We start from the raw sequence: 16,410 nt of genomic DNA on the forward strand, positions 1-16,410 counted from the left end.
GAGGCATGGCCTCCCGCAGCTGGATGGAATACCGGTGTGGGTATCAGCCCATGAACTGGCCACCGTTGATATCAATATTGGCCCCGGTAATGAAGCCCGACCCCTTGTCGGCCAGGAAAACGACCAGACGCGCGATCTCTTCTGGCGTGCCGTAGCGCTTGACCGGAATGGTTTCGCGTATTGCCTCGCGAACGTTCTCCGGGATATTCATGATCATGTCGGTGGCGATGTAGCCCGGTGATACGGTATTGACGGTGATCCCCTTGGTGGCGGTCTCCTGGGCCAGCGCCATGGTGAGACCGTGCATGCCCGCCTTGGCGGCGGAGTAGTTGACCTGGCCAAACTGACCCTTGCGACCATTGATCGAGGAGATGTTGACGATACGGCCGTATTTCTGGTCGAGCATATTCCCGATGACACTACGGCACGTGTTGAAAACGCTGTTGAGATTGGTGTCGATGACCTCATGCCACTGCTCGGCGGTCATCTTCTTCAGGGTGCCGTCTCGGGTGATCCCGGCACAGTTGACCAGTACGCTGACGGGACCGTAATTCTCCTCGATTTCCTTGATCCCGGCCTCACAGGCTTCGAAGCTGGTCAGATCGACGCCCGAAAGGGCGATATTATTGAAACCATCAGCCTTCTGGGCCTCGAGCCAGGTCTTTGCCTTCTCCGGATTATGATAACCGGCAATGACTTGGTAGCCCGCTGTGGCGAGAGCGCGGCATATCGCCGAGCCGATACCACCGGTTCCACCAGTAACCCAGGCAACGGGTGCTGTTTGGGTCATATTCCACCTCCCTGATCATGACGCATGCTTATGCAAAATAGCTTGACCTGAAGCAGCAGGCCAGCCGTAACAGGATGCTACCCGAACGGCTCTCCCCTTCAAGCATCCATTATGATTATGGACCCTGAGTCGCATGTACACGAGCATCCGTCGCCCCTTGACATGGCGGAGAAAAAGCGTAGTATTCGCACCACGTTGATGCGGGGTGGAGCAGTCTGGTAGCTCGTCGGGCTCATAACCCGAAGGTCATCGGTTCAAATCCGGTCCCCGCTACCAAATTCGAGAAAAACCGAGGCCACAAGCCTCGGTTTTTTTTCGCTCGAACCTAACCCTGGTGCTGGGCGCCGATGCCTTGGAAAATTTGACGAAGGTCGACACTCGAACGCTCACCGATAGCGGAAAAATTCTCCTCCAGCCAGCGCGTGGCCGTGTCACGGCCGAGATCGCGCAGCTTGGTAAGAAACTTCCATTCGGCATTCATCTTCGATGAAGCGCCCAGCGGTATCAGTTCGGCCTGGTTTTCTACGACATGCACCCGAACCTGACGGTATTCATCGGCCGATAGCTTGCCCTGACGGATCAGCCGGTCAACGAAGTCGATCCCGCGCAGTTCCTTGAGCAGACTGCTGTTGAAACTGATCTCGTTCATCCGGTTCTGTATGTCCTGGGAGTTCTTCGGCGCGCCCTTGCGCTCGATCGGATTGATCTGGATCACCACGATATCGTTGGTACCGGTCTCGCCGTGAAAGGGAAACAGCGACGGATTACCCATGTAGCCGCCATCCCAGTAGGGCACGCCGTCGATCTCGACCGCCTGATAGATATGCGGAAGACAGGCCGAGGCCATCAACATATCCAACGTTATCTCCTCGCGCGGGAAAACCTTGACATTGCCGCTCTCCACGTTGGTGGCCGAAATGTACAGTTTGAACGCTGTGCATTGTCGCACCCTGTCAAAATCGATGCTCTTTTCTACCAGATCACGCAATGGATTGATGTTCATAGGATTAAGCTGATAGGGCGAAGCCACTCGGGAGAGTGCATCCATGGCGTGATACATGGGGTTGTTCTGCAGCCCCCAGCGGCCCGTTAGAACGTCGTAGGGCGTGCGTTTCAGCGGGCTGTTCTTCGCTCCCTCGCCCATGCGTCGCCAGAAGTGCTCGAGGGCCGCGCGTCCGCCCTCAGGGCCATCGCGGGTGAATCCATCGGCCAGCGCCACCGCGTTCATCGCTCCCGCCGATGTGCCCGAGATCCCGGCGATCTGCAACCGCCCGTCCTCGAGAATCCGATCCAGAACCCCCCACGTGAATGCCCCGTGCGCACCTCCACCCTGCAGGGCGAGGTTAATGAGCTTGGGTTTCTGTGTCATGTGATCGGTCCTATTGGGTAGTGAGTGGGCCGGCAAGCGTAATGAAGGCGCTGGAGCCATTAGACGCACTGATGTGGATGCCGTGTACAAGGCTGCCGGGGATGAGACGCCATCGTGTCAACCACTTGGGGGCGTGGCTTCTTCAATGTCATGAATCGCTGGGTGGATGACCTGGGCGTCGAGGCCGACAAGAAAGTCATGGAAATGCCTGGAAGCATGAGCTTTCCGCAGCATAAAACAGGGCGAAAGAACCTTCTGTTCGGTGACGTACACAGCCGCCCAGCGTCAACGGCAGCCGGCTGCTCCAGCTGTAGACGCGAGCAAGAGATCTTGAGAAGCGCTGAAGGGGTTACTGTCAGCCTGGCTGGACTATCTCGTAGGGCGGCAGGTCGCGGGAGGCGAGCGCGATGCTGCGGTCGTCGCCGTTGGTGCCGCGACAGAAGGTATCGCTGTAGAAGAGCCGGACTAGGTCACGCTGACGCAACCGGCTCCTGCGCAGGTCGTCGAGCCAGTGGCTGAGCTGGCCCGATACCCTATCGCCGTCGAGCGAGACCAACTTCTCGGCGGCGCCGTCGCTCATGGCCACCACGCCGGTCACCTGCGTGACTCCTCGGCAGCCCCATTGCACCTGCTCGGGTGCCAGCTTCTCGTCGACGAAAACGGTCTGGTTGGCGAATTCTCCCTTGCCGGGCTCGCCCAGCGTGCTCAGATCGGGCATCAGGCCGGGCATCAGGCCGGGCTCGCCCGCATCTACGCTGGTCTCGGCCGGTACGGCTTGCTCCACCACGAGGGCACCATCACCGACCTTGAGCCACAGCAATCGAGAATGGCCCACGACAACGAGCAGTAGGGTACAGCGCAGGTCGCGAGCCGGGCGTCGTTGAACAGTCGCCTGGTCCTGCAACACTCCCTGGGCGTGCTTGACCAGCATCCTCGCGAACGCCTGGCCGTCCGCCGACTCGGGGGGCGCCACGCTGTCCAGCAACTGCCCCACCTGGGCCTCCAGGGTATCCAGCAGGCGCAGCATGGCCGTGACCACGACCTGGGCGCCACGGTCGGAGGCCGGCGAGCTGCCGGCGCCATCGGCCACTATCACTACGGGGCGTCGACCACCGGCAGCAGCGGCGGCGTCCTGGCAGGGCAGCGGCACAGCCGCCTCCAGGTGCGCCAGCCCCGGCACCGCCGTGGCCAGAGCCGCCCAGGCCCCCTCCTGCCGCTCCGGTTCGGCGTGGTTCAACTCATCGGGCATGCAGTACCTGCGTTGTCTGCTGTGCACTGGGTCTGGTGAGTTCGCGGGAGCATTTGCCGTCTTCCAGTCGCTGACGATAATCCGTCAGCGCGGCATGCCACTGCGCGGTTGTCGCGCGACGGCTCGGTGCGTTGGCGCCCACGGTAAAGGTGGTGACGAACATGTCGCGAATCGACTCGGGCAGCTCGCGCCAGAGGGCGTACCAGGCCCCCTGGGGCACATCGCGCTGACCACGACCGTAGGCGAAGTTGCCACGCCGGAGATTGCGGACCGGGTCGTCGCCGCCGACGATGTCGTAGGGGTGGCGACCCAGCATCAGGCATTTGAAGAGCACGATGGCGAGCGAGAACGCCTCACTGCGAGGCGAGCGCACGATATCGCGAAAAGCCACCCCCTGATGCTCCTTGGGGGTCATGTCCGGGCTGCCCACCGGGCAGGGGTAGAAGGTGCCGCCCATGCGCAGCTGATAGCTGTCACAGTCGATCAGCGTGACTTCCTGGGTCGAGGGGACACAAAAGATATTGTTGAGGTTGTAGTCGCCGATGCAGACCCCGGCGCGATGCAGCTGCTGGACGACCTCGATGAAGCGAAGCAGATAGCCGACGATGTGCCGACGATCCAGTCCGGGAAAGTAACGCTGATAGAGCAAGGCATGGGCCAGGAAGCCCATCCTGACTCCCCGCGCCCGGTACATGGCGAAGCCGATCCAGCGGTGCTCGTCGTCGAAGACGCGGATCAAGGGCCAGCAGACATCGCGGGTCATGTGCGCATCGCGAAGCTCGCGCATCGCCTCCACCTTGCGGCGCAGCTCGTCCCCGCGCTTATCGAGCACCTCGGGGTAGTACCACTTGACGATCACGTCGGGGCGTTCCTGCAGGGCGAATATTTCCCCTTCCCCGCCGCGCTCCAGGCGCTTGCCGAGCCGGCGCGTCTTGCCAAGCGAGTCGGTCACGACCCTAGCCCGCAATGCCACTAGATCCCCCTCCCATCGACGCCACGGAGCATACCTAGATACTGTCCCAGCTGTCGGTCGGCGGCAGCCGGACCTGTTCGGTGGTAGACGCCGAGGCCGAGACACGACTCATGCTGGCCGACAGCCAGAGGAAGAACTCGCGAAACTTCAGGCCGTCGAGCCGCTTGGCCGGGCGCGTGGAGAACGCGCCGAGCGCATCAAGGTCGGCCTCCTCGACCCCCACCGGCATCACCACCATCTTGCGCTGCTGCGCCAGGGAACGAGCCCTGGCCGACGCTGCCTGCCACTGGTCGGTGGGCACGCCGTCACTGATTACCACCAGCCAGGGCTGGTAATAGGCGACACCCGCCTTGCGGTAGGCTGCCGTGCGCTCCTCCAGCCGGTCCAGTGCCAGGTCCATGGCCGCCCCCAGGGGGGTAAGCCCGGATGCGACGAAGCGACGACACTGGGAGATATTCATGGCGGTGGTGAACGGTAACTGCTCGGTGACCTTGCCCCCCGCCGTGATGACGCCAAGCTCGACCGAGCAGGCCGCCATGTCATCCTCCTTGATCGCGGAGATGAAGGCCTGAACACCCGAATTCAGCTCACGTATCGGCTGGCCGAACATCGAGGCAGAGGTATCCAGCACCAGCATGCAGGCACAGCGAGGAGAGGGGTTCTCGATCAGGTCGCTACTGCTGTTGAGTTGGTATGTCGCCATCGACGGCTCCTCGTATCGTGACGCCTGGCACCGTTCCGGCCAGACGAATCCGAGACTACCACAGCGCATGCCGGGATGCCCCGCCAGCTTGGCAAGTTCGCCAACGCCAGGCTGAATCGACATGCCATGATTCGCACCCTACCCTTGAATCCTGGGCTCGTCACCCGCATCTATCGGACAAATTCAACTTATGAAAGGCCCGTGCCCATGTCCATTGTCGATCCCCGCAGCGGTGCTCCCCTGACACCCCCGGAGCCCGTCCCGTCACCTGAAGCGGCCCCGAGCGATGAGCAACTGATCATCGATGTCGATCGCAACAACATCCAGCAGGTGCTGGAGTTCTCCACCCAGGTGCCGGTACTGCTCGAATGCTGGGCCCCCTGGTGCGAGCCCTGCAAGGCGCTGATGCCCATCCTGGAAAAGCTCACTCGGGAGTACAGCGGCACCTTCATCCTGGCCAAGCTCAATATCGAAGACAATCAGGACATCGCCGCCCAGCTAGGCGTGCGTTCGGTCCCTGACGCCAAGCTGATCAGCCAGGGCGGCCTGGTCGACCACTTCCAGGGTGCGCTGCCCGAAAAGGAGATCCGCGAGTGGCTGGAACGCTATTTCCCCGCTCCGGAAGACGCCCCGGTGAGTCCCGAGGAACAGGCCGCCGAGGCCCTTGCCCAGGGCGACGCCGAGACGGCTTGCACCCTCTACGAGGCACTGGTGCAACAACATCCCGAGCATTACGCCTACCAGGTGGAGCTGGCTCGGGCCATGGTAGCCCAGGAGCGCAGTGAGGAGGCCCTGGCGCTGCTCGACAACTTGCCACCCGAGGAGCGCGAAGCCGCGCCGGCCAGAGGGGTACGTGCCAGCGTCGAATTCAGGGAGGAGGCGCCTACCAGCGAGGAGCTGGAGGCCCTGGCTGGGCGCGACGACAGCGAAGCTCTGTTCAAGCGCGCACTGAGGCAGGTGGCCGATGGCCAATACGAGACCGGCCTGGAAGCATTGCTGAAGCTGATGCAAGCGGACCGCGCCTATGGTGACGATGCTGCCCGAAGGACCCTGCTGCGGGTCTTCGATGCCCTGGGTGCCGACCATCCCCTGACCGTGGCCTATCGCCGCCAGCTCTTCACCCTGCTCTATTGAGCCCGACGTTTTCGAGCGTCATTGGTGCGCGATTGATCGATTCAGGAGGCGGCCCCCGCCAAGGGCCGCCTCTTTTTCGGCTCATCTCTTCAACACACCATCCAGCCGTGTCAGGGCCTCATCGAGCTGAGCGGCGGTGGTGCCGAAGTTGAGGCGCACGAACCCCGGCCAGCCGAAATCGCTGCCATCGGAGAGGGCCACCCCGGCCTCCTCGAGCAGCAGCTTCTGAGGTGAACCCGTTAGCCCTGCCAGCCCTTCGGCGTCACGCAGGTCAAGCCACGCCAGGTAGGTGGATTGGGGTGTACTCAGGCCAACGCCAGGCCAGGCGGCCACCCGCTCGACAAGGGTAAGGCGATGCTCGCGCAGCACCTCGATCAATGCCCGGCGCCACGGATTGCCATGGGCATAGGCAGCCTCGGCGGCCACCAGGCCGAGCACGTTACCGTCCGGCATCAGGCCGCGAAGGGCGGCAGCAAAGCGATGTCGCAGCGCTGCGTCCTCAATCACGGCACAGGCGGTGGTCAAGCCAGCGAGGTTGAAGGTCTTGGAGGGCGCCCAGAGGGTGATCGTGCGGGCAGCCAGTTCGGGAAAGGAGGTCGCCAGCGGACGATGCTCGGCGCCCTCATCCAACAGCAGGTCGCAGTGCAGCTCATCGGAGACCAGCAGCAGGTCGTGGCGCTCCACCAGTTCCGCCAGGGTGGCCAGTTCCTCATGACGCCAGACCCGCCCGGTGGGGTTGTGGGGATGGCACCACAACAGCAAGCGAGTCTGTGGGGTGATCGCCGCCTCCAGGGCTTCGGTGTCGAAGCGCCATTGCCCGCCCGGCGCCTCGGGGGGCGCCATCTCGGCGCGCTGGGACAGCCGTCCCGTACGCTCGGCCAGCTTGAGGAAGGGCGGATAGATCGGCGTGATGGTCAATACCCCATCGCCCGGCTCGGTCAATGCCAGGCTGGCCAGGTGCAGGGCCGGCACCGCGCCGGGGAGCCACAGCTGCCACTCGGGTTCGATCGCCCAGCCGTACTCCCTGGCGCTCCACTGGCATAGAGTCTGGCGTAGCGAGTCGGGTACCATGCCATAGCCGTAGACGCCATGATCGACGCGCGACCGCAGCGCCTCGATGACCGCTGGCGGTGAGTGAAAGTCCATATCGGCCACCCACAGCGGTAGCACCCTGTCGTCATAGCGGTGCCATTTCTGCGAAGGCCACTTTTGTGACGGTCTCTTTCCCTGTTCGGGGTGGCGACGCTCGACGGGCGTGGCAAAATCGAACTCCATGTTCTTTCCTCGGGAAGCAGCGACGATGAACGAAACCATGCCGCAAAGCGGCTTCTATGCCAAGGTACGTCGCGGCATGCCCGCCCTGCTCGAACAGTGGCGCAGGCTGGGAAGCGGCGATCCGGACAGGCTCGCACTGATCCTTGCAGAAACCGCCCGGGTGGCGAAGCTGGGCCAGCCCGATGAGACGCCCGACGGCGACACGCTGGCGACCTGGAGCCAACCCGAGGCCGGCGATTTCATCCCGCTCTGGGCGGCGCGTACCGCAGCGTTCCTGCTGATGCAGATGCCGGCGCGCCCCGTACCGCACAGTGACGACGAGGCCTGCGCCTGGGCCTACTGCTGGCTGCTCAATCGTACCTTCGACGACGTGGAAGCCTCTCGGGCCGCACTGCCGGCGCACCTTCATGACAAACTCACCCATGCAGTCGGCGCCGCCTGGGCCGATCGCCAGGGCCTGCGACTCGTCTAGGGATGTTCCCCTGAGCTGGCAGCCGGCCAAGCTGGTGGTATCGATCGGCATCGTGCTGGGGCTGGCGATGGTCGCCGAGCGCGTCAGCACCCGCATGGCCGGCGACAGGTACTTGACCTAGCGCTTGCTCGGGGCAATGCTGGCATGAGGGTCTCTTGACCGCCCCGTTTAGCCTGCTGAGACAGAACAACAATCTCTGACCAACAAGGATCATTACCATGTTCGTGCGCACCATCGAACCTGCCTTCTACGACACCGACGCCCTCGGCCATATCAACAACACTCGGTTGCCGGCCTGGTTCGAGATGGCTCGCAACGACCTCTTTCGTCTGTTCACGCCGGACCTGGATCCGCGCAAGTGGCGGCTGATCATGGCGCGCATGGAGGTCGACTACCGGGCCGAACTGCACTACGGCAGCGACATCGAGCTGCGCACCTATCTCTCACGGCTGGGCAATAGCTCCTTCACCGTGACCCAGGAGGCGTGGCAGAAGGGCGTGCTCACCAACCTGGGGCACACCGTGCTGGTACACTTCGACCATGGTGAGAAACGGGCCGTGCCGATCGCAGGTGAATTGCGCGACGCGCTGGAGGCGCATCTGCGCGACGTCGAGGAGCCAACGAAGGCATGACGCCGGCCATCAGGGTGCTGGAGCGGGACGGCGCCACCTTCGAGCTGCTCAGCTACGAACATGACCCCCGCTCGGCGGCCTATGGCGAAGAGGCGGCCAGTGCGCTATCGCTGGATCCCCGAAGCGTGTTCAAGACTCTGGTGGCGCAGTTGGACGATGGTCGCCTTGCCGTGGGCATCGTACCGGTGACGGCCCAACTGGTTCTCAAGGCGCTGGCCAAGGCCGCCGGCGCCCGCCGGGCAAACATGGCCGAGGCCACCGAGGCTGAGCGGGTAACGGGCTATGTGCTGGGTGGCATCAGCCCGCTGGGACAGAAGAAACACCTGCCCACCTTCCTGGACGAGAGCGCCGAAGATTTCGCCGAGATACATGTCAGTGGCGGGCGCCGCGGCCTGGAGATCCGTTTGGCACCGGATATCCTGGTTCGCCTGAGCAACGCAAGGCTGGCACCGCTTGCAAGGTACTGACCCCGAGCCAAAGCCGCCCCCTAGTGGTCACACAATCATGGCCCGTCCAGGCACACTTATTTTCCCAGGAGCTGATCATGGCCATCCGCTACAACCTCTGGCTCGACCCCGACAACGTCGAGCAGCACCGTGCGGTGGAAGAGGACCTGGAGCGCTACTTCCTGGAGCGTTTCGCCGACTACCCCCACATCCGCTTGTTCGGGGCAGACCCCTACGATTATGATGCGCCGTTCAATCGCCTATACGACGTCTTGATGGCAAGGGCCAATGAGTACTGCGAACGACGCTGGCAGGGCTATGTGCCCTCTCCCGAGCAGCTCAACCGGACCTTCTTTCGCGCCGTAGGCCGCTCCAACAAGTTCGTACGGGACCCAAGCGATGGTGATCCAGACCAATCAGAGACCTGATGAGCATCAGCTGGCCATCATTGGCCGCCAGCTGGGCCGGGCGCCCCGGGGTATCGAGGTCGTGTCGGCCACCGATGGTGAAGGCACGCCGCTGGTGCTGCGTATGGCTCCCATCGTCGACGGCAAGCCCTTCCCGACACTCTACTGGCTCTGCTCCGAGCGTCTGAAGATCGAGATATCGCGTATCGAAGCCCGTGGTGTGATCAAGGCACTGGAAACCCGGCTCCAGGAGGACGCCGATTTCCTGGCCGCTTACCACGCCAGCCACCGCGACTATGTCGAGGCACGCTGGCGTAACATGCACGCGACCCAGCGTGAACAGGTGGCCCGGCTCGGCTATGAAACGGTCCTGCGCGAGCGCGGCATCGGCGGCATCGCCAACTGGGACCAGGTTCGTTGCCTGCATACGCAGTATGCCCACCACCTGTGCGGCGACAACGTCGTCGGCCAATGGATGGACAAGGAATATGCCGTCGCCGACTGCCTTCCCTGATACTCTTTTTCGCAAGCCCCGGCTGCTAGGATACCCCCTTGCCAAGGAGAAAAGCATGTCGAGATTCTGCGTCTACCTGGGTTCCCGCGACGGCCGGGATCCTGCCTTTGTGGAAGCTACACGATCACTGGGGCGCGAACTGGTCGCTCGCGGCCATGGCCTGGTCTATGGCGGTGCGCGCATCGGCCTTATGGGGGAATTGGCCAACTCCATGCTGGCTAAAGGTGGCGAAGTCATCGGGGTGATGCCCGATCATCTGGTGGAGCGCGAGCAGGCCCACGAGGGGTTGACCCAGCTGATTCGCGTCCACAACATGCACGAGCGCAAGGCCAGCATGGCCGCCCATGCCGATGCCTTCATTGCGCTGCCCGGCGGTATCGGCACCCTCGAGGAGCTATTCGAGGCCTGGACCTGGCAGTATCTGGGGCTACACGACAAGCCCATCGGCGTCCTCGATACGGCGGACTTCTACTCGCCCCTGCTGGCCTTCCTGGACAGTACCGTGGAACACGGCTTTCTCAACTCAAGAACCCGCACCTGCCTCATCGATGCCGAGGAGCCGGCTGCACTGCTCGATGCCATGGAAGCTCGCCTGGCCAACGGCTGACCCACACACCGAGGAGATCGCCCATGCATGCCACTGCCGTCGAACAGGAGCGCCTGGTCTGGCGCGAAAGTCCATCTCTGAAAGGCCCGATAGCCGGCGAAGTCCGTATCCGCGTGGCCTGGTCCGGCGTCAATCGAGCCGACCTGATGCAACGCGCCGGCCATTACCCACCGCCTCCCGGCGTCACCAAGATACCCGGACTGGAGATCAGCGGCACCGTGGTTGATGCCGGCCCCGGGGTTGAATGCTTGCGACCCGGCGACAGGGTCTGCGCTCTGCTGGCCGGCGGGGGCTATGCCGAAGAGGTCGTGGTCGATGCCCGTCAGGTGCTACCGCTACCCGATGGTTTCGGCCTACGTGAGGCGGCCGCCTTGCCCGAGGTCTTCGCCACCGCCTGGCTCAACCTATTCATGGAAGCACGCCTGACCGCGGGCGAACGGGTGCTGCTGCATGCCGGCGCGAGCGGTGTCGGCACCGCCGCCATCCAGCTTTGCCGGGCCTTTGGCCACCCCTGCTTCGCCACTGCCGGCAGCGACGACAAGCTGGAGGCCTGCCATCGACTCGGCGCCGATGCGGGCTGGAATCGCTATGCGGGAAGCTTCGTCGATGCGGTCAAGGCCTGGGGAGGGGCGGATGTGATTCTCGACCCGGTGGGCGGTGCCTACCTGGCCGACAACCAGCGTGTGCTCAATGCCGACGGTCGGCTGGTGCTGATCGGCTTGATGGGTGGCCGCAGCGCCGAACTGGATATGGGAAGGATGCTGATGAAACGCCAGCGGCTGATCGGTTCCACCCTGCGCGCCAAACCACCCGCTGACAAGGGGCGCATTCTCGACGCCCTGCTGGCCCATGTATGGCCACGTCTGGCTAACGGCGAGATCCAGCCACTGATCGACCGTACCTGGCCCATCGACGAAGCCGAAGCGGCACACGCCCATATCCAGCAGGATGCCAATATCGGCAAGGTCCTGCTTGCGGTAGACACCGCCGGATGAAGGGTGAGGCGAACAACGCCCAGGTTCAGCTAGCTCCCGTCAGCTCACGGGTGCGCAGGTAGGTGAGTTGCAGCAGGCGTGCGTCCTCTGCCGCACGGTGGCGGTGAATACCCAGCTCCTGGATTAGCGCCTCTCGTGCAACATGCCACAGGGCGAGCTGGTGATCCTTGAGCAGAATACGCAGCGCCTCGAGGCGGAAGGCCGGCAGCATTCCGGCGTGATGGAAGAGCAGCGACAGCCAGGTATTGTCGTATCCCCAGCTGTCACTGTAGGCGATACCGATGTTGCCCAGTTCGTCGTTGAGCCAGCGCGCCACCTGCTGTACTGGCAACCCTTCACGCTTCAGACGCGCCCGTGAGATACCGTGCAACAACTCGGCCTTCGGGTCCCAGTGTGTCCATTCTTCCAGCGGTTGAATGAGAAAGGCGTAGCTGCTGCCGTCGGCCCTGGCGAGGCCGATTTCTATGGGGTAGCTACCGCGCCCGAATCCGGACGCCTCGATATCCAACAGTGTGGGCAGCGTCACGGATGGGCGCTTCCTCGATGATGGGCCGGGCGATATCAGCGTTGCCAGGTGGCCGGCAGTCTAGTGTCGTGTCTGAGCACCGGCAATGTCCAGCTCGGCACCTTCCAACCTTGCGTGCCGGTTGGCCAGTGCCTGCCAATGGGCGGCGTGAGCCGCATCTACCGTCAACCCGAGCTCACCGTAGCGATAAGCCCTGGCCAACCGTGCCGCCGCCAGGGGGTGGCCCGCCTCGCCAGCACGAGCGTACCAGGTGACGGCCCTGTCCTCACGCCGCGGGTACTGTAGGCTGCCATTCTCGTGGATCCGGGCCGCCTGGTACTGTGCCTTGAGATTTCCTGCCTGGGCGGCTTCCAGCACGTAGCGGGCTCCCTTGGCCTTGTCCTGGGGACTGACACCGCGATGGAACAGCATGTGTCCATAGAGTGAGAGCGCCCCGGGATGGCCGGCATCGGCGCAACGCTTGAAGAGGCGCATAGTCAGGCGCTGGGTACGCGGGGAGCGCGGCAACCAGCGGGTATGAAACAGCTGCTCCGCTAGACGGTACTCGAGCCTGGTGAACAGTGACGATGCCTGCGTCATGGGAAAACAACCTTGCGTGCGTGTGTCAGCAGCATGACGAGAGGTACCATCCCCTGGTCGTCGTCATGGCCTGTCGTAAGGTCGCCGTCCGGACTCCGCCGGGGCCGTTGAGGGTGGCCAGCATACGCCCGCCCTGCCGGCGACTCAACCCCTGCCATTTGCTGCCTTGGTAGGCCTCGGCTAGCATGGCATTCGATACCGGACGAAACCGCGACAGGAGCAATGATGCAGACGCGACAGCTAGGCAACACGGGCATCGAGGTCAGCCGCCTGTGCCTGGGAACCATGACCTTCGGTGAACAGAACAGCGAAAGCGAGGCCCATGAACAGCTCGACCGCGCCGTCGCCTTCGGTATCAACTTCATCGATACCGCCGAGATGTATCCAGTGCCGCCCAAGAGTGAGACACAGGGGCGCACCGAAACCTATATCGGCAGTTGGCTCAAGCGGCGTGACAGCCGTGACGATGTCATCATCGCCACCAAGGTCAGTGGCCCGGGGCTGGACTATCTTCGGGGAGGCTCACGACTGACACATGGACAAATCCTGCGGGCCATCGATGCCAGTCTGTCGCGGCTCCAGACCGACTACGTAGACCTCTACCAGCTGCACTGGCCCGACCGACGCACCAACTTCTTCGGCAAACTGGGCTATGAGCATGACGAAGAAGAGAGCGCCGTTGCCCTGGAGGAGACCCTGGGCACGCTGAAGGAGTTGGTGGACGTCGGCAAGGTACGCGCCATTGGCCTATCCAACGAGACGCCCTGGGGCGTGATGCAGTCGCTGAACCTGGCAGAGCGTCTCGACCTTCCCCGAGTAGCCTCGGTCCAGAACCCCTACAACCTGCTCAATCGTACCTTCGAGCTCGGCCTCGCTGAAATCGCCCATCGTGAGGACATCGGCCTACTGGCCTACTCGCCATTGGGCTTCGGCGTGCTCTCCGGCAAGTACCTCGACGGGGCGCGCCCGGCAAAGGCCAGACTCACCCTCTACGAGCGCTTCCAGCGCTACACCTCGCCCCAGGCCGAGGAAGCGACCCGGGGCTATGTAGACATCGCCCGCGAGCATGGTCTGGACCCCGCCCAGATGGCGCTGGCCTTCGTCAATTCGCGCAGCTTCCTGACCAGCAACATCATCGGCGCCACGACCATGGACCAGCTCGAGGTCAATTTGGCGAGCGAGTCCACGAAGCTCGACCAGGCTGTGTTGGATGCCATTGAGGAAGTGCATCGGCGCCTGCCCAACCCCTGCCCCTGAGCAGCCTATCCCAGATACCACAGCGTACAAGGCCGCACGGACGAATGACCGCGCGGTATCGGGGTTGTCCCCCCGATAGCCCCACCCTCGCTTCGCCCTTGATATACTCGGCACATTCAGAGCCTACCCTACCGGTACAGGAGTGCTTCATGCTGAGCGTGATTTCACCCGCCAAGACGCTGGACTTCGAGTCTCCGGCAACGACATCCCGATACTCGCAGCCGGATTTCCTCGACCGCAGCCGTGAACTAATCGAGATTTTGCACGACTATTCGCCGCAGCAGCTCAGCGAACTGATGGGTATCAGCGACAAGCTGGCCGGGCTCAATGCGGCACGCTTTGCCGAGTGGCAGACGCCGTTCACGCCGAGCAACGCCAAGCCTGCCGGCCAGGCCTTCCAGGGCGATGTCTACGTCGGCCTCGAGGCAGATAGCTTCAGCGACGAGGATAACGCCTTCGCCCAAGGGCACCTGCGCATCCTCTCCGGGCTTTATGGCCTACTACGCCCGCTGGACCTGATCCAGCCCTACCGCCTGGAAATGGGCACTCGCCTGCCCAACTCAGCAGGCACAGACCTCTATGCCTTCTGGAGGGAAACCCTGCCCCCTGCCCTGGAGCAAGCTGTGAAAGAAAGCGGCACGCCCGTTCTGGTCAACCTGGCATCCAACGAGTACTTCAAGGCGATCAATGCCAAGCGGCTCGAGGCCCGGGTCATCACCCCGGTATTCAAGGATGAGAAGAACGACACCTACAAGATCATCAGCTTTTATGCCAAGAAGGCACGCGGACTCATGGCGGCCTGGATGATCCGCCAGCGGTTAGACAACCCTGAAGGGCTCAAGGACTTCAATGTGGCAGGATATGGCTTCAATGCCTCCCTGTCGGAAGGCGACACCCTGGTCTTCACGCGCCGTGAGGATCAAAGCCAGGCGGCTCGTTGACGCTCCCTAGAAAAAACGCAGCGGCCGGGCAGAGCGGGGCTTGAGAAAGCGACGATGGACGTCCTTGAAGCGCTCGTCGTCGCAACGATGCAACCATTCATAGGCCACCATGTCGGCACTGACCGGCACGGCACCGCAACGCACCATGCGCTCCCGGGCCAGCTGCGCCTCCCCCGCTCGCCGGCTCACCGTGGCCTCACTCAGCCAGTAAACCTCATAGCCCGCCTCCAGCAAGCCAAGACCCGTCTGCATGACGCAGATATGCGCCTCGGAACCACAAAGCACGACTTGCCGCCTGCCGCTCTCGGTCAGGGCAGAGGCGAAGTCCGGCTCGGCGTGGGCATTGAAGTGCACCTTCTTCCACAGCCGAGGGTCACGCAGCGCCTCGAGCAGGCGGGGCTCACTGCCGCCCAACCCTTCCGGATACTGCTCGGTGACCCAGACCGGAACCGCCAACGACTCGGCGACACCGCCCAACCAGGCCGCCTCAGCGACAGCCTGCTCGCCACCCTCGACCACTGGCAGCAACCCAGCCTGAAGGTCGACAATCAACAGCAGGCTCTCTTCACTATTCAGGCGCATGATCACTCCTCTTGAATCGTTATTTTTCGAGCATTTCTATCAGCATAGCCGTTAAAATGGGGTTTCTTGAAGCCATTCGATGCGCCACCTTCTTCTCATGCTGGTGGGTCAGTTCTGATGGCCATTGACACTCAGTGTAACCTTGGTGACGGGCCACACCGAAGATCAATCACGCTCGGCCTCTTCCTGAATGCTTTCACCCATCTCCTTGATTCTCTCCTCTGCCTCTTCCATGGCACCATCGATATTCTTGCCCGCCTGTTCGGCAGGACCCGCATCGTCCCCGCAGCCCATCAGGCCTCCAGCGGTCATACCGACAAGCAGTAGTATCGCAAGCTTACGCATCATCATTTTGCTCATGGTTTCTCCTTTGCATAAACATCGATGCACCCTTTGCAGGATGATCGAGTAAGAGGGGTAGTCACCACCCCCGTCCTCTCACACCACCGGGCATACGGTTCCATACCACGGCAGTTCATGAAGCACGGGTAAGCCCTCTTACCGTTTCAGTGCCGAAATCAGGCCCAACCCACTGAACCACTTTCGAGGCAGCGCCTGATTCATGTGCGAGGCACCCCCATTCCGCCAGGGGCCTCGCCCATTCCCCGCTGATTTCCAGGCACGATGTGCGCCCAGGCCCAGTGCCCTCAACTTGCGGCGCCGAGTCGCCGGATGCTTCCACTGCCTTCAGATTCCCCCTAACGGGAGACACCCTTGCCGTCGGCTAGCACTTCCCCTTGCCGGGCGTGAAGGGGACTTTCACCCCCAAGTGATCCCAAGGCACCACCCTCGGGAACAGCGCCAGTCAGGCGCTGCGCGCCATGCCTGGCGCACCAAAAAAAACCCCGAGCTCTTTCGAGCTCGGGGTTTTTGGAATAAGTGCCTGACGATGACCTACTCTCGCATGGGGAAACCCCACACTACCATCGGCGCTGATCGGTTTCACTGCTGAGTTCGGC

20 protein-coding genes and 1 tRNA gene are annotated in these 16,410 nt (G+C 62.9%); 11 read left to right on the plus strand and 10 right to left on the minus strand.

Going from position 1 to position 16,410, the window contains the following annotated elements:
* Positions 1–43 precede the first annotated feature (43 nt).
* Entirely contained in the window at positions 44–790 is a 747-nt protein-coding gene (gene phbB / locus DU490_RS01000; RefSeq protein WP_114572473.1) for an acetoacetyl-CoA reductase, read from the minus strand.
* A 199-nt stretch (positions 791–989) separates the two neighbouring features.
* Between phbB and DU490_RS01005 the strand changes: the two genes are divergently transcribed.
* A tRNA-Met gene (locus tag DU490_RS01005) sits at positions 990–1,066 on the plus strand.
* A gap of 49 nt (positions 1,067–1,115) precedes the next feature.
* Here DU490_RS01005 and DU490_RS01010 read toward each other — a convergent pair.
* The 4 genes from DU490_RS01010 to DU490_RS01025 form a co-directional block, all read right to left on the minus strand.
* The gene (locus DU490_RS01010; protein ID WP_114572474.1) at positions 1,116–2,159 is read right to left on the minus strand and encodes a patatin-like phospholipase family protein; all 1,044 of its coding nucleotides are present in this window, start codon (positions 2,157–2,159) and stop codon (positions 1,116–1,118) included.
* Positions 2,160–2,514: 355 nt separating this feature from the next.
* Positions 2,515–3,408, minus strand: a complete 894-nt coding sequence (locus DU490_RS01015; protein ID WP_114572475.1) for a PP2C family serine/threonine-protein phosphatase — start codon at positions 3,406–3,408, stop codon at positions 2,515–2,517.
* Positions 3,398–4,360 carry a kinase gene (locus DU490_RS01020; RefSeq protein WP_258801087.1) on the minus strand — a complete coding sequence of 321 codons (963 nt, stop codon included), beginning with the start codon at positions 4,358–4,360 and terminating at the stop codon, positions 3,398–3,400. Before DU490_RS01020 ends, DU490_RS01015 begins: the two co-directional genes overlap by 11 nt.
* 55 nt (positions 4,361–4,415) lie before the next feature.
* Entirely contained in the window at positions 4,416–5,084 is a 669-nt protein-coding gene (locus DU490_RS01025) for a VWA domain-containing protein (RefSeq protein WP_114572476.1), read from the minus strand.
* Between the two features lie 207 nt (positions 5,085–5,291).
* On the opposite strand from DU490_RS01025, the gene DU490_RS01030 reads away from it, so the two are divergent.
* Positions 5,292–6,218, plus strand: a complete 927-nt coding sequence (locus tag DU490_RS01030; protein ID WP_114572505.1) for a tetratricopeptide repeat protein — start codon at positions 5,292–5,294, stop codon at positions 6,216–6,218.
* A gap of 81 nt (positions 6,219–6,299) precedes the next feature.
* Here the strand turns inward: DU490_RS01030 and DU490_RS01035 are convergent, their stop codons facing one another.
* Entirely contained in the window at positions 6,300–7,493 is a 1,194-nt protein-coding gene (locus DU490_RS01035; RefSeq protein WP_114572477.1) for a MalY/PatB family protein, read from the minus strand.
* Between the two features lie 37 nt (positions 7,494–7,530).
* Here DU490_RS01035 and DU490_RS01040 point away from each other — a divergent pair, with 37 nt between their 5' ends.
* The 7 genes from DU490_RS01040 (at position 7,531) to DU490_RS01070 (ending at position 11,566) form a co-directional block, all read left to right on the plus strand.
* Positions 7,531–7,965 (plus strand): hypothetical protein, encoded by a 435-nt coding sequence (locus DU490_RS01040; RefSeq protein WP_114572506.1) that lies wholly within the window; start codon positions 7,531–7,533, stop codon positions 7,963–7,965.
* Between the two features lie 218 nt (positions 7,966–8,183).
* The gene (locus tag DU490_RS01045) at positions 8,184–8,597 is read left to right on the plus strand and encodes a thioesterase family protein (protein WP_114572478.1); all 414 of its coding nucleotides are present in this window, start codon (positions 8,184–8,186) and stop codon (positions 8,595–8,597) included.
* Positions 8,594–9,064, plus strand: a complete 471-nt coding sequence (ybaK, locus tag DU490_RS01050; protein WP_114572479.1) for a Cys-tRNA(Pro) deacylase — start codon at positions 8,594–8,596, stop codon at positions 9,062–9,064. Before DU490_RS01045 ends, ybaK begins: the two co-directional genes overlap by 4 nt.
* Before the next feature lie 77 nt (positions 9,065–9,141).
* Entirely contained in the window at positions 9,142–9,471 is a 330-nt protein-coding gene (locus DU490_RS01055; RefSeq protein ID WP_114572480.1) for a hypothetical protein, read from the plus strand.
* Positions 9,443–9,964 (plus strand): DUF501 domain-containing protein, encoded by a 522-nt coding sequence (locus DU490_RS01060; protein ID WP_114572481.1) that lies wholly within the window; start codon positions 9,443–9,445, stop codon positions 9,962–9,964. Before DU490_RS01055 ends, DU490_RS01060 begins: the two co-directional genes overlap by 29 nt.
* A 55-nt stretch (positions 9,965–10,019) precedes the next feature.
* Complete coding sequence (locus DU490_RS01065; RefSeq protein WP_114572482.1) at positions 10,020–10,571, plus strand: TIGR00730 family Rossman fold protein; 552 nt, start codon at positions 10,020–10,022, stop codon at positions 10,569–10,571.
* A 23-nt stretch (positions 10,572–10,594) separates the two neighbouring features.
* Complete coding sequence (locus DU490_RS01070; RefSeq protein ID WP_114572483.1) at positions 10,595–11,566, plus strand: NAD(P)H-quinone oxidoreductase; 972 nt, start codon at positions 10,595–10,597, stop codon at positions 11,564–11,566.
* A gap of 25 nt (positions 11,567–11,591) precedes the next feature.
* On the opposite strand, the gene DU490_RS01075 is transcribed toward DU490_RS01070, so the two are convergent.
* Both DU490_RS01075 and DU490_RS01080 read right to left on the minus strand, forming a co-directional pair.
* Positions 11,592–12,092 (minus strand): hypothetical protein, encoded by a 501-nt coding sequence (locus DU490_RS01075; protein WP_114572484.1) that lies wholly within the window; start codon positions 12,090–12,092, stop codon positions 11,592–11,594.
* A gap of 60 nt (positions 12,093–12,152) precedes the next feature.
* Positions 12,153–12,671 (minus strand): tetratricopeptide repeat protein, encoded by a 519-nt coding sequence (locus DU490_RS01080; protein WP_114572485.1) that lies wholly within the window; start codon positions 12,669–12,671, stop codon positions 12,153–12,155.
* A 225-nt stretch (positions 12,672–12,896) separates the two neighbouring features.
* On the opposite strand from DU490_RS01080, the gene DU490_RS01085 reads away from it, so the two are divergent.
* Positions 12,897–13,928, plus strand: a complete 1,032-nt coding sequence (locus DU490_RS01085) for an NADP(H)-dependent aldo-keto reductase (protein ID WP_114572486.1) — start codon at positions 12,897–12,899, stop codon at positions 13,926–13,928.
* Between the two features lie 149 nt (positions 13,929–14,077).
* Positions 14,078–14,869 carry a peroxide stress protein YaaA gene (gene yaaA / locus DU490_RS01090; RefSeq protein ID WP_114572487.1) on the plus strand — a complete coding sequence of 264 codons (792 nt, stop codon included), beginning with the start codon at positions 14,078–14,080 and terminating at the stop codon, positions 14,867–14,869.
* Between the two features lie 6 nt (positions 14,870–14,875).
* Here yaaA and DU490_RS01095 read toward each other — a convergent pair whose 3' ends face one another.
* A complete protein-coding gene (locus DU490_RS01095) occupies positions 14,876–15,451 on the minus strand; it encodes an isochorismatase family protein (protein WP_114572488.1) in 576 nt (191 codons plus the stop codon).
* 165 nt (positions 15,452–15,616) lie between these two features.
* Positions 15,617–15,811, minus strand: a complete 195-nt coding sequence (locus DU490_RS01100; protein ID WP_114572489.1) for a hypothetical protein — start codon at positions 15,809–15,811, stop codon at positions 15,617–15,619.
* Positions 15,812–16,410 lie beyond the last annotated feature (599 nt).

This window comes from Halomonas sp. DQ26W (assembly GCF_003339685.1).
Classification (GTDB): Bacteria; Pseudomonadota; Gammaproteobacteria; order Pseudomonadales; family Halomonadaceae; genus Halomonas.

Coding starts and splice junctions, on each gene's coding strand:
- phbB (WP_114572473.1), bottom strand. CDS start 790: ATGACCCAAACAGCACCCGTTGCCTGGGTTACTGGTGGAACCGGTGGT.
- DU490_RS01010 (WP_114572474.1), bottom strand. CDS start 2,159: ATGACACAGAAACCCAAGCTCATTAACCTCGCCCTGCAGGGTGGAGGT.
- DU490_RS01015 (WP_114572475.1), bottom strand. CDS start 3,408: ATGCCCGATGAGTTGAACCACGCCGAACCGGAGCGGCAGGAGGGGGCC.
- DU490_RS01025 (WP_114572476.1), bottom strand. CDS start 5,084: ATGGCGACATACCAACTCAACAGCAGTAGCGACCTGATCGAGAACCCC.
- DU490_RS01030 (WP_114572505.1), top strand. CDS start 5,292: ATGTCCATTGTCGATCCCCGCAGCGGTGCTCCCCTGACACCCCCGGAG.
- DU490_RS01035 (WP_114572477.1), bottom strand. CDS start 7,493: ATGGAGTTCGATTTTGCCACGCCCGTCGAGCGTCGCCACCCCGAACAG.
- DU490_RS01040 (WP_114572506.1), top strand. CDS start 7,531: ATGCCGCAAAGCGGCTTCTATGCCAAGGTACGTCGCGGCATGCCCGCC.
- DU490_RS01045 (WP_114572478.1), top strand. CDS start 8,184: ATGTTCGTGCGCACCATCGAACCTGCCTTCTACGACACCGACGCCCTC.
- ybaK (WP_114572479.1), top strand. CDS start 8,594: ATGACGCCGGCCATCAGGGTGCTGGAGCGGGACGGCGCCACCTTCGAG.
- DU490_RS01055 (WP_114572480.1), top strand. CDS start 9,142: ATGGCCATCCGCTACAACCTCTGGCTCGACCCCGACAACGTCGAGCAG.
- DU490_RS01060 (WP_114572481.1), top strand. CDS start 9,443: ATGGTGATCCAGACCAATCAGAGACCTGATGAGCATCAGCTGGCCATC.
- DU490_RS01065 (WP_114572482.1), top strand. CDS start 10,020: ATGTCGAGATTCTGCGTCTACCTGGGTTCCCGCGACGGCCGGGATCCT.
- DU490_RS01070 (WP_114572483.1), top strand. CDS start 10,595: ATGCATGCCACTGCCGTCGAACAGGAGCGCCTGGTCTGGCGCGAAAGT.
- DU490_RS01080 (WP_114572485.1), bottom strand. CDS start 12,671: ATGACGCAGGCATCGTCACTGTTCACCAGGCTCGAGTACCGTCTAGCG.
- DU490_RS01085 (WP_114572486.1), top strand. CDS start 12,897: ATGCAGACGCGACAGCTAGGCAACACGGGCATCGAGGTCAGCCGCCTG.
- yaaA (WP_114572487.1), top strand. CDS start 14,078: ATGCTGAGCGTGATTTCACCCGCCAAGACGCTGGACTTCGAGTCTCCG.
- DU490_RS01095 (WP_114572488.1), bottom strand. CDS start 15,451: ATGCGCCTGAATAGTGAAGAGAGCCTGCTGTTGATTGTCGACCTTCAG.
- DU490_RS01100 (WP_114572489.1), bottom strand. CDS start 15,811: ATGAGCAAAATGATGATGCGTAAGCTTGCGATACTACTGCTTGTCGGT.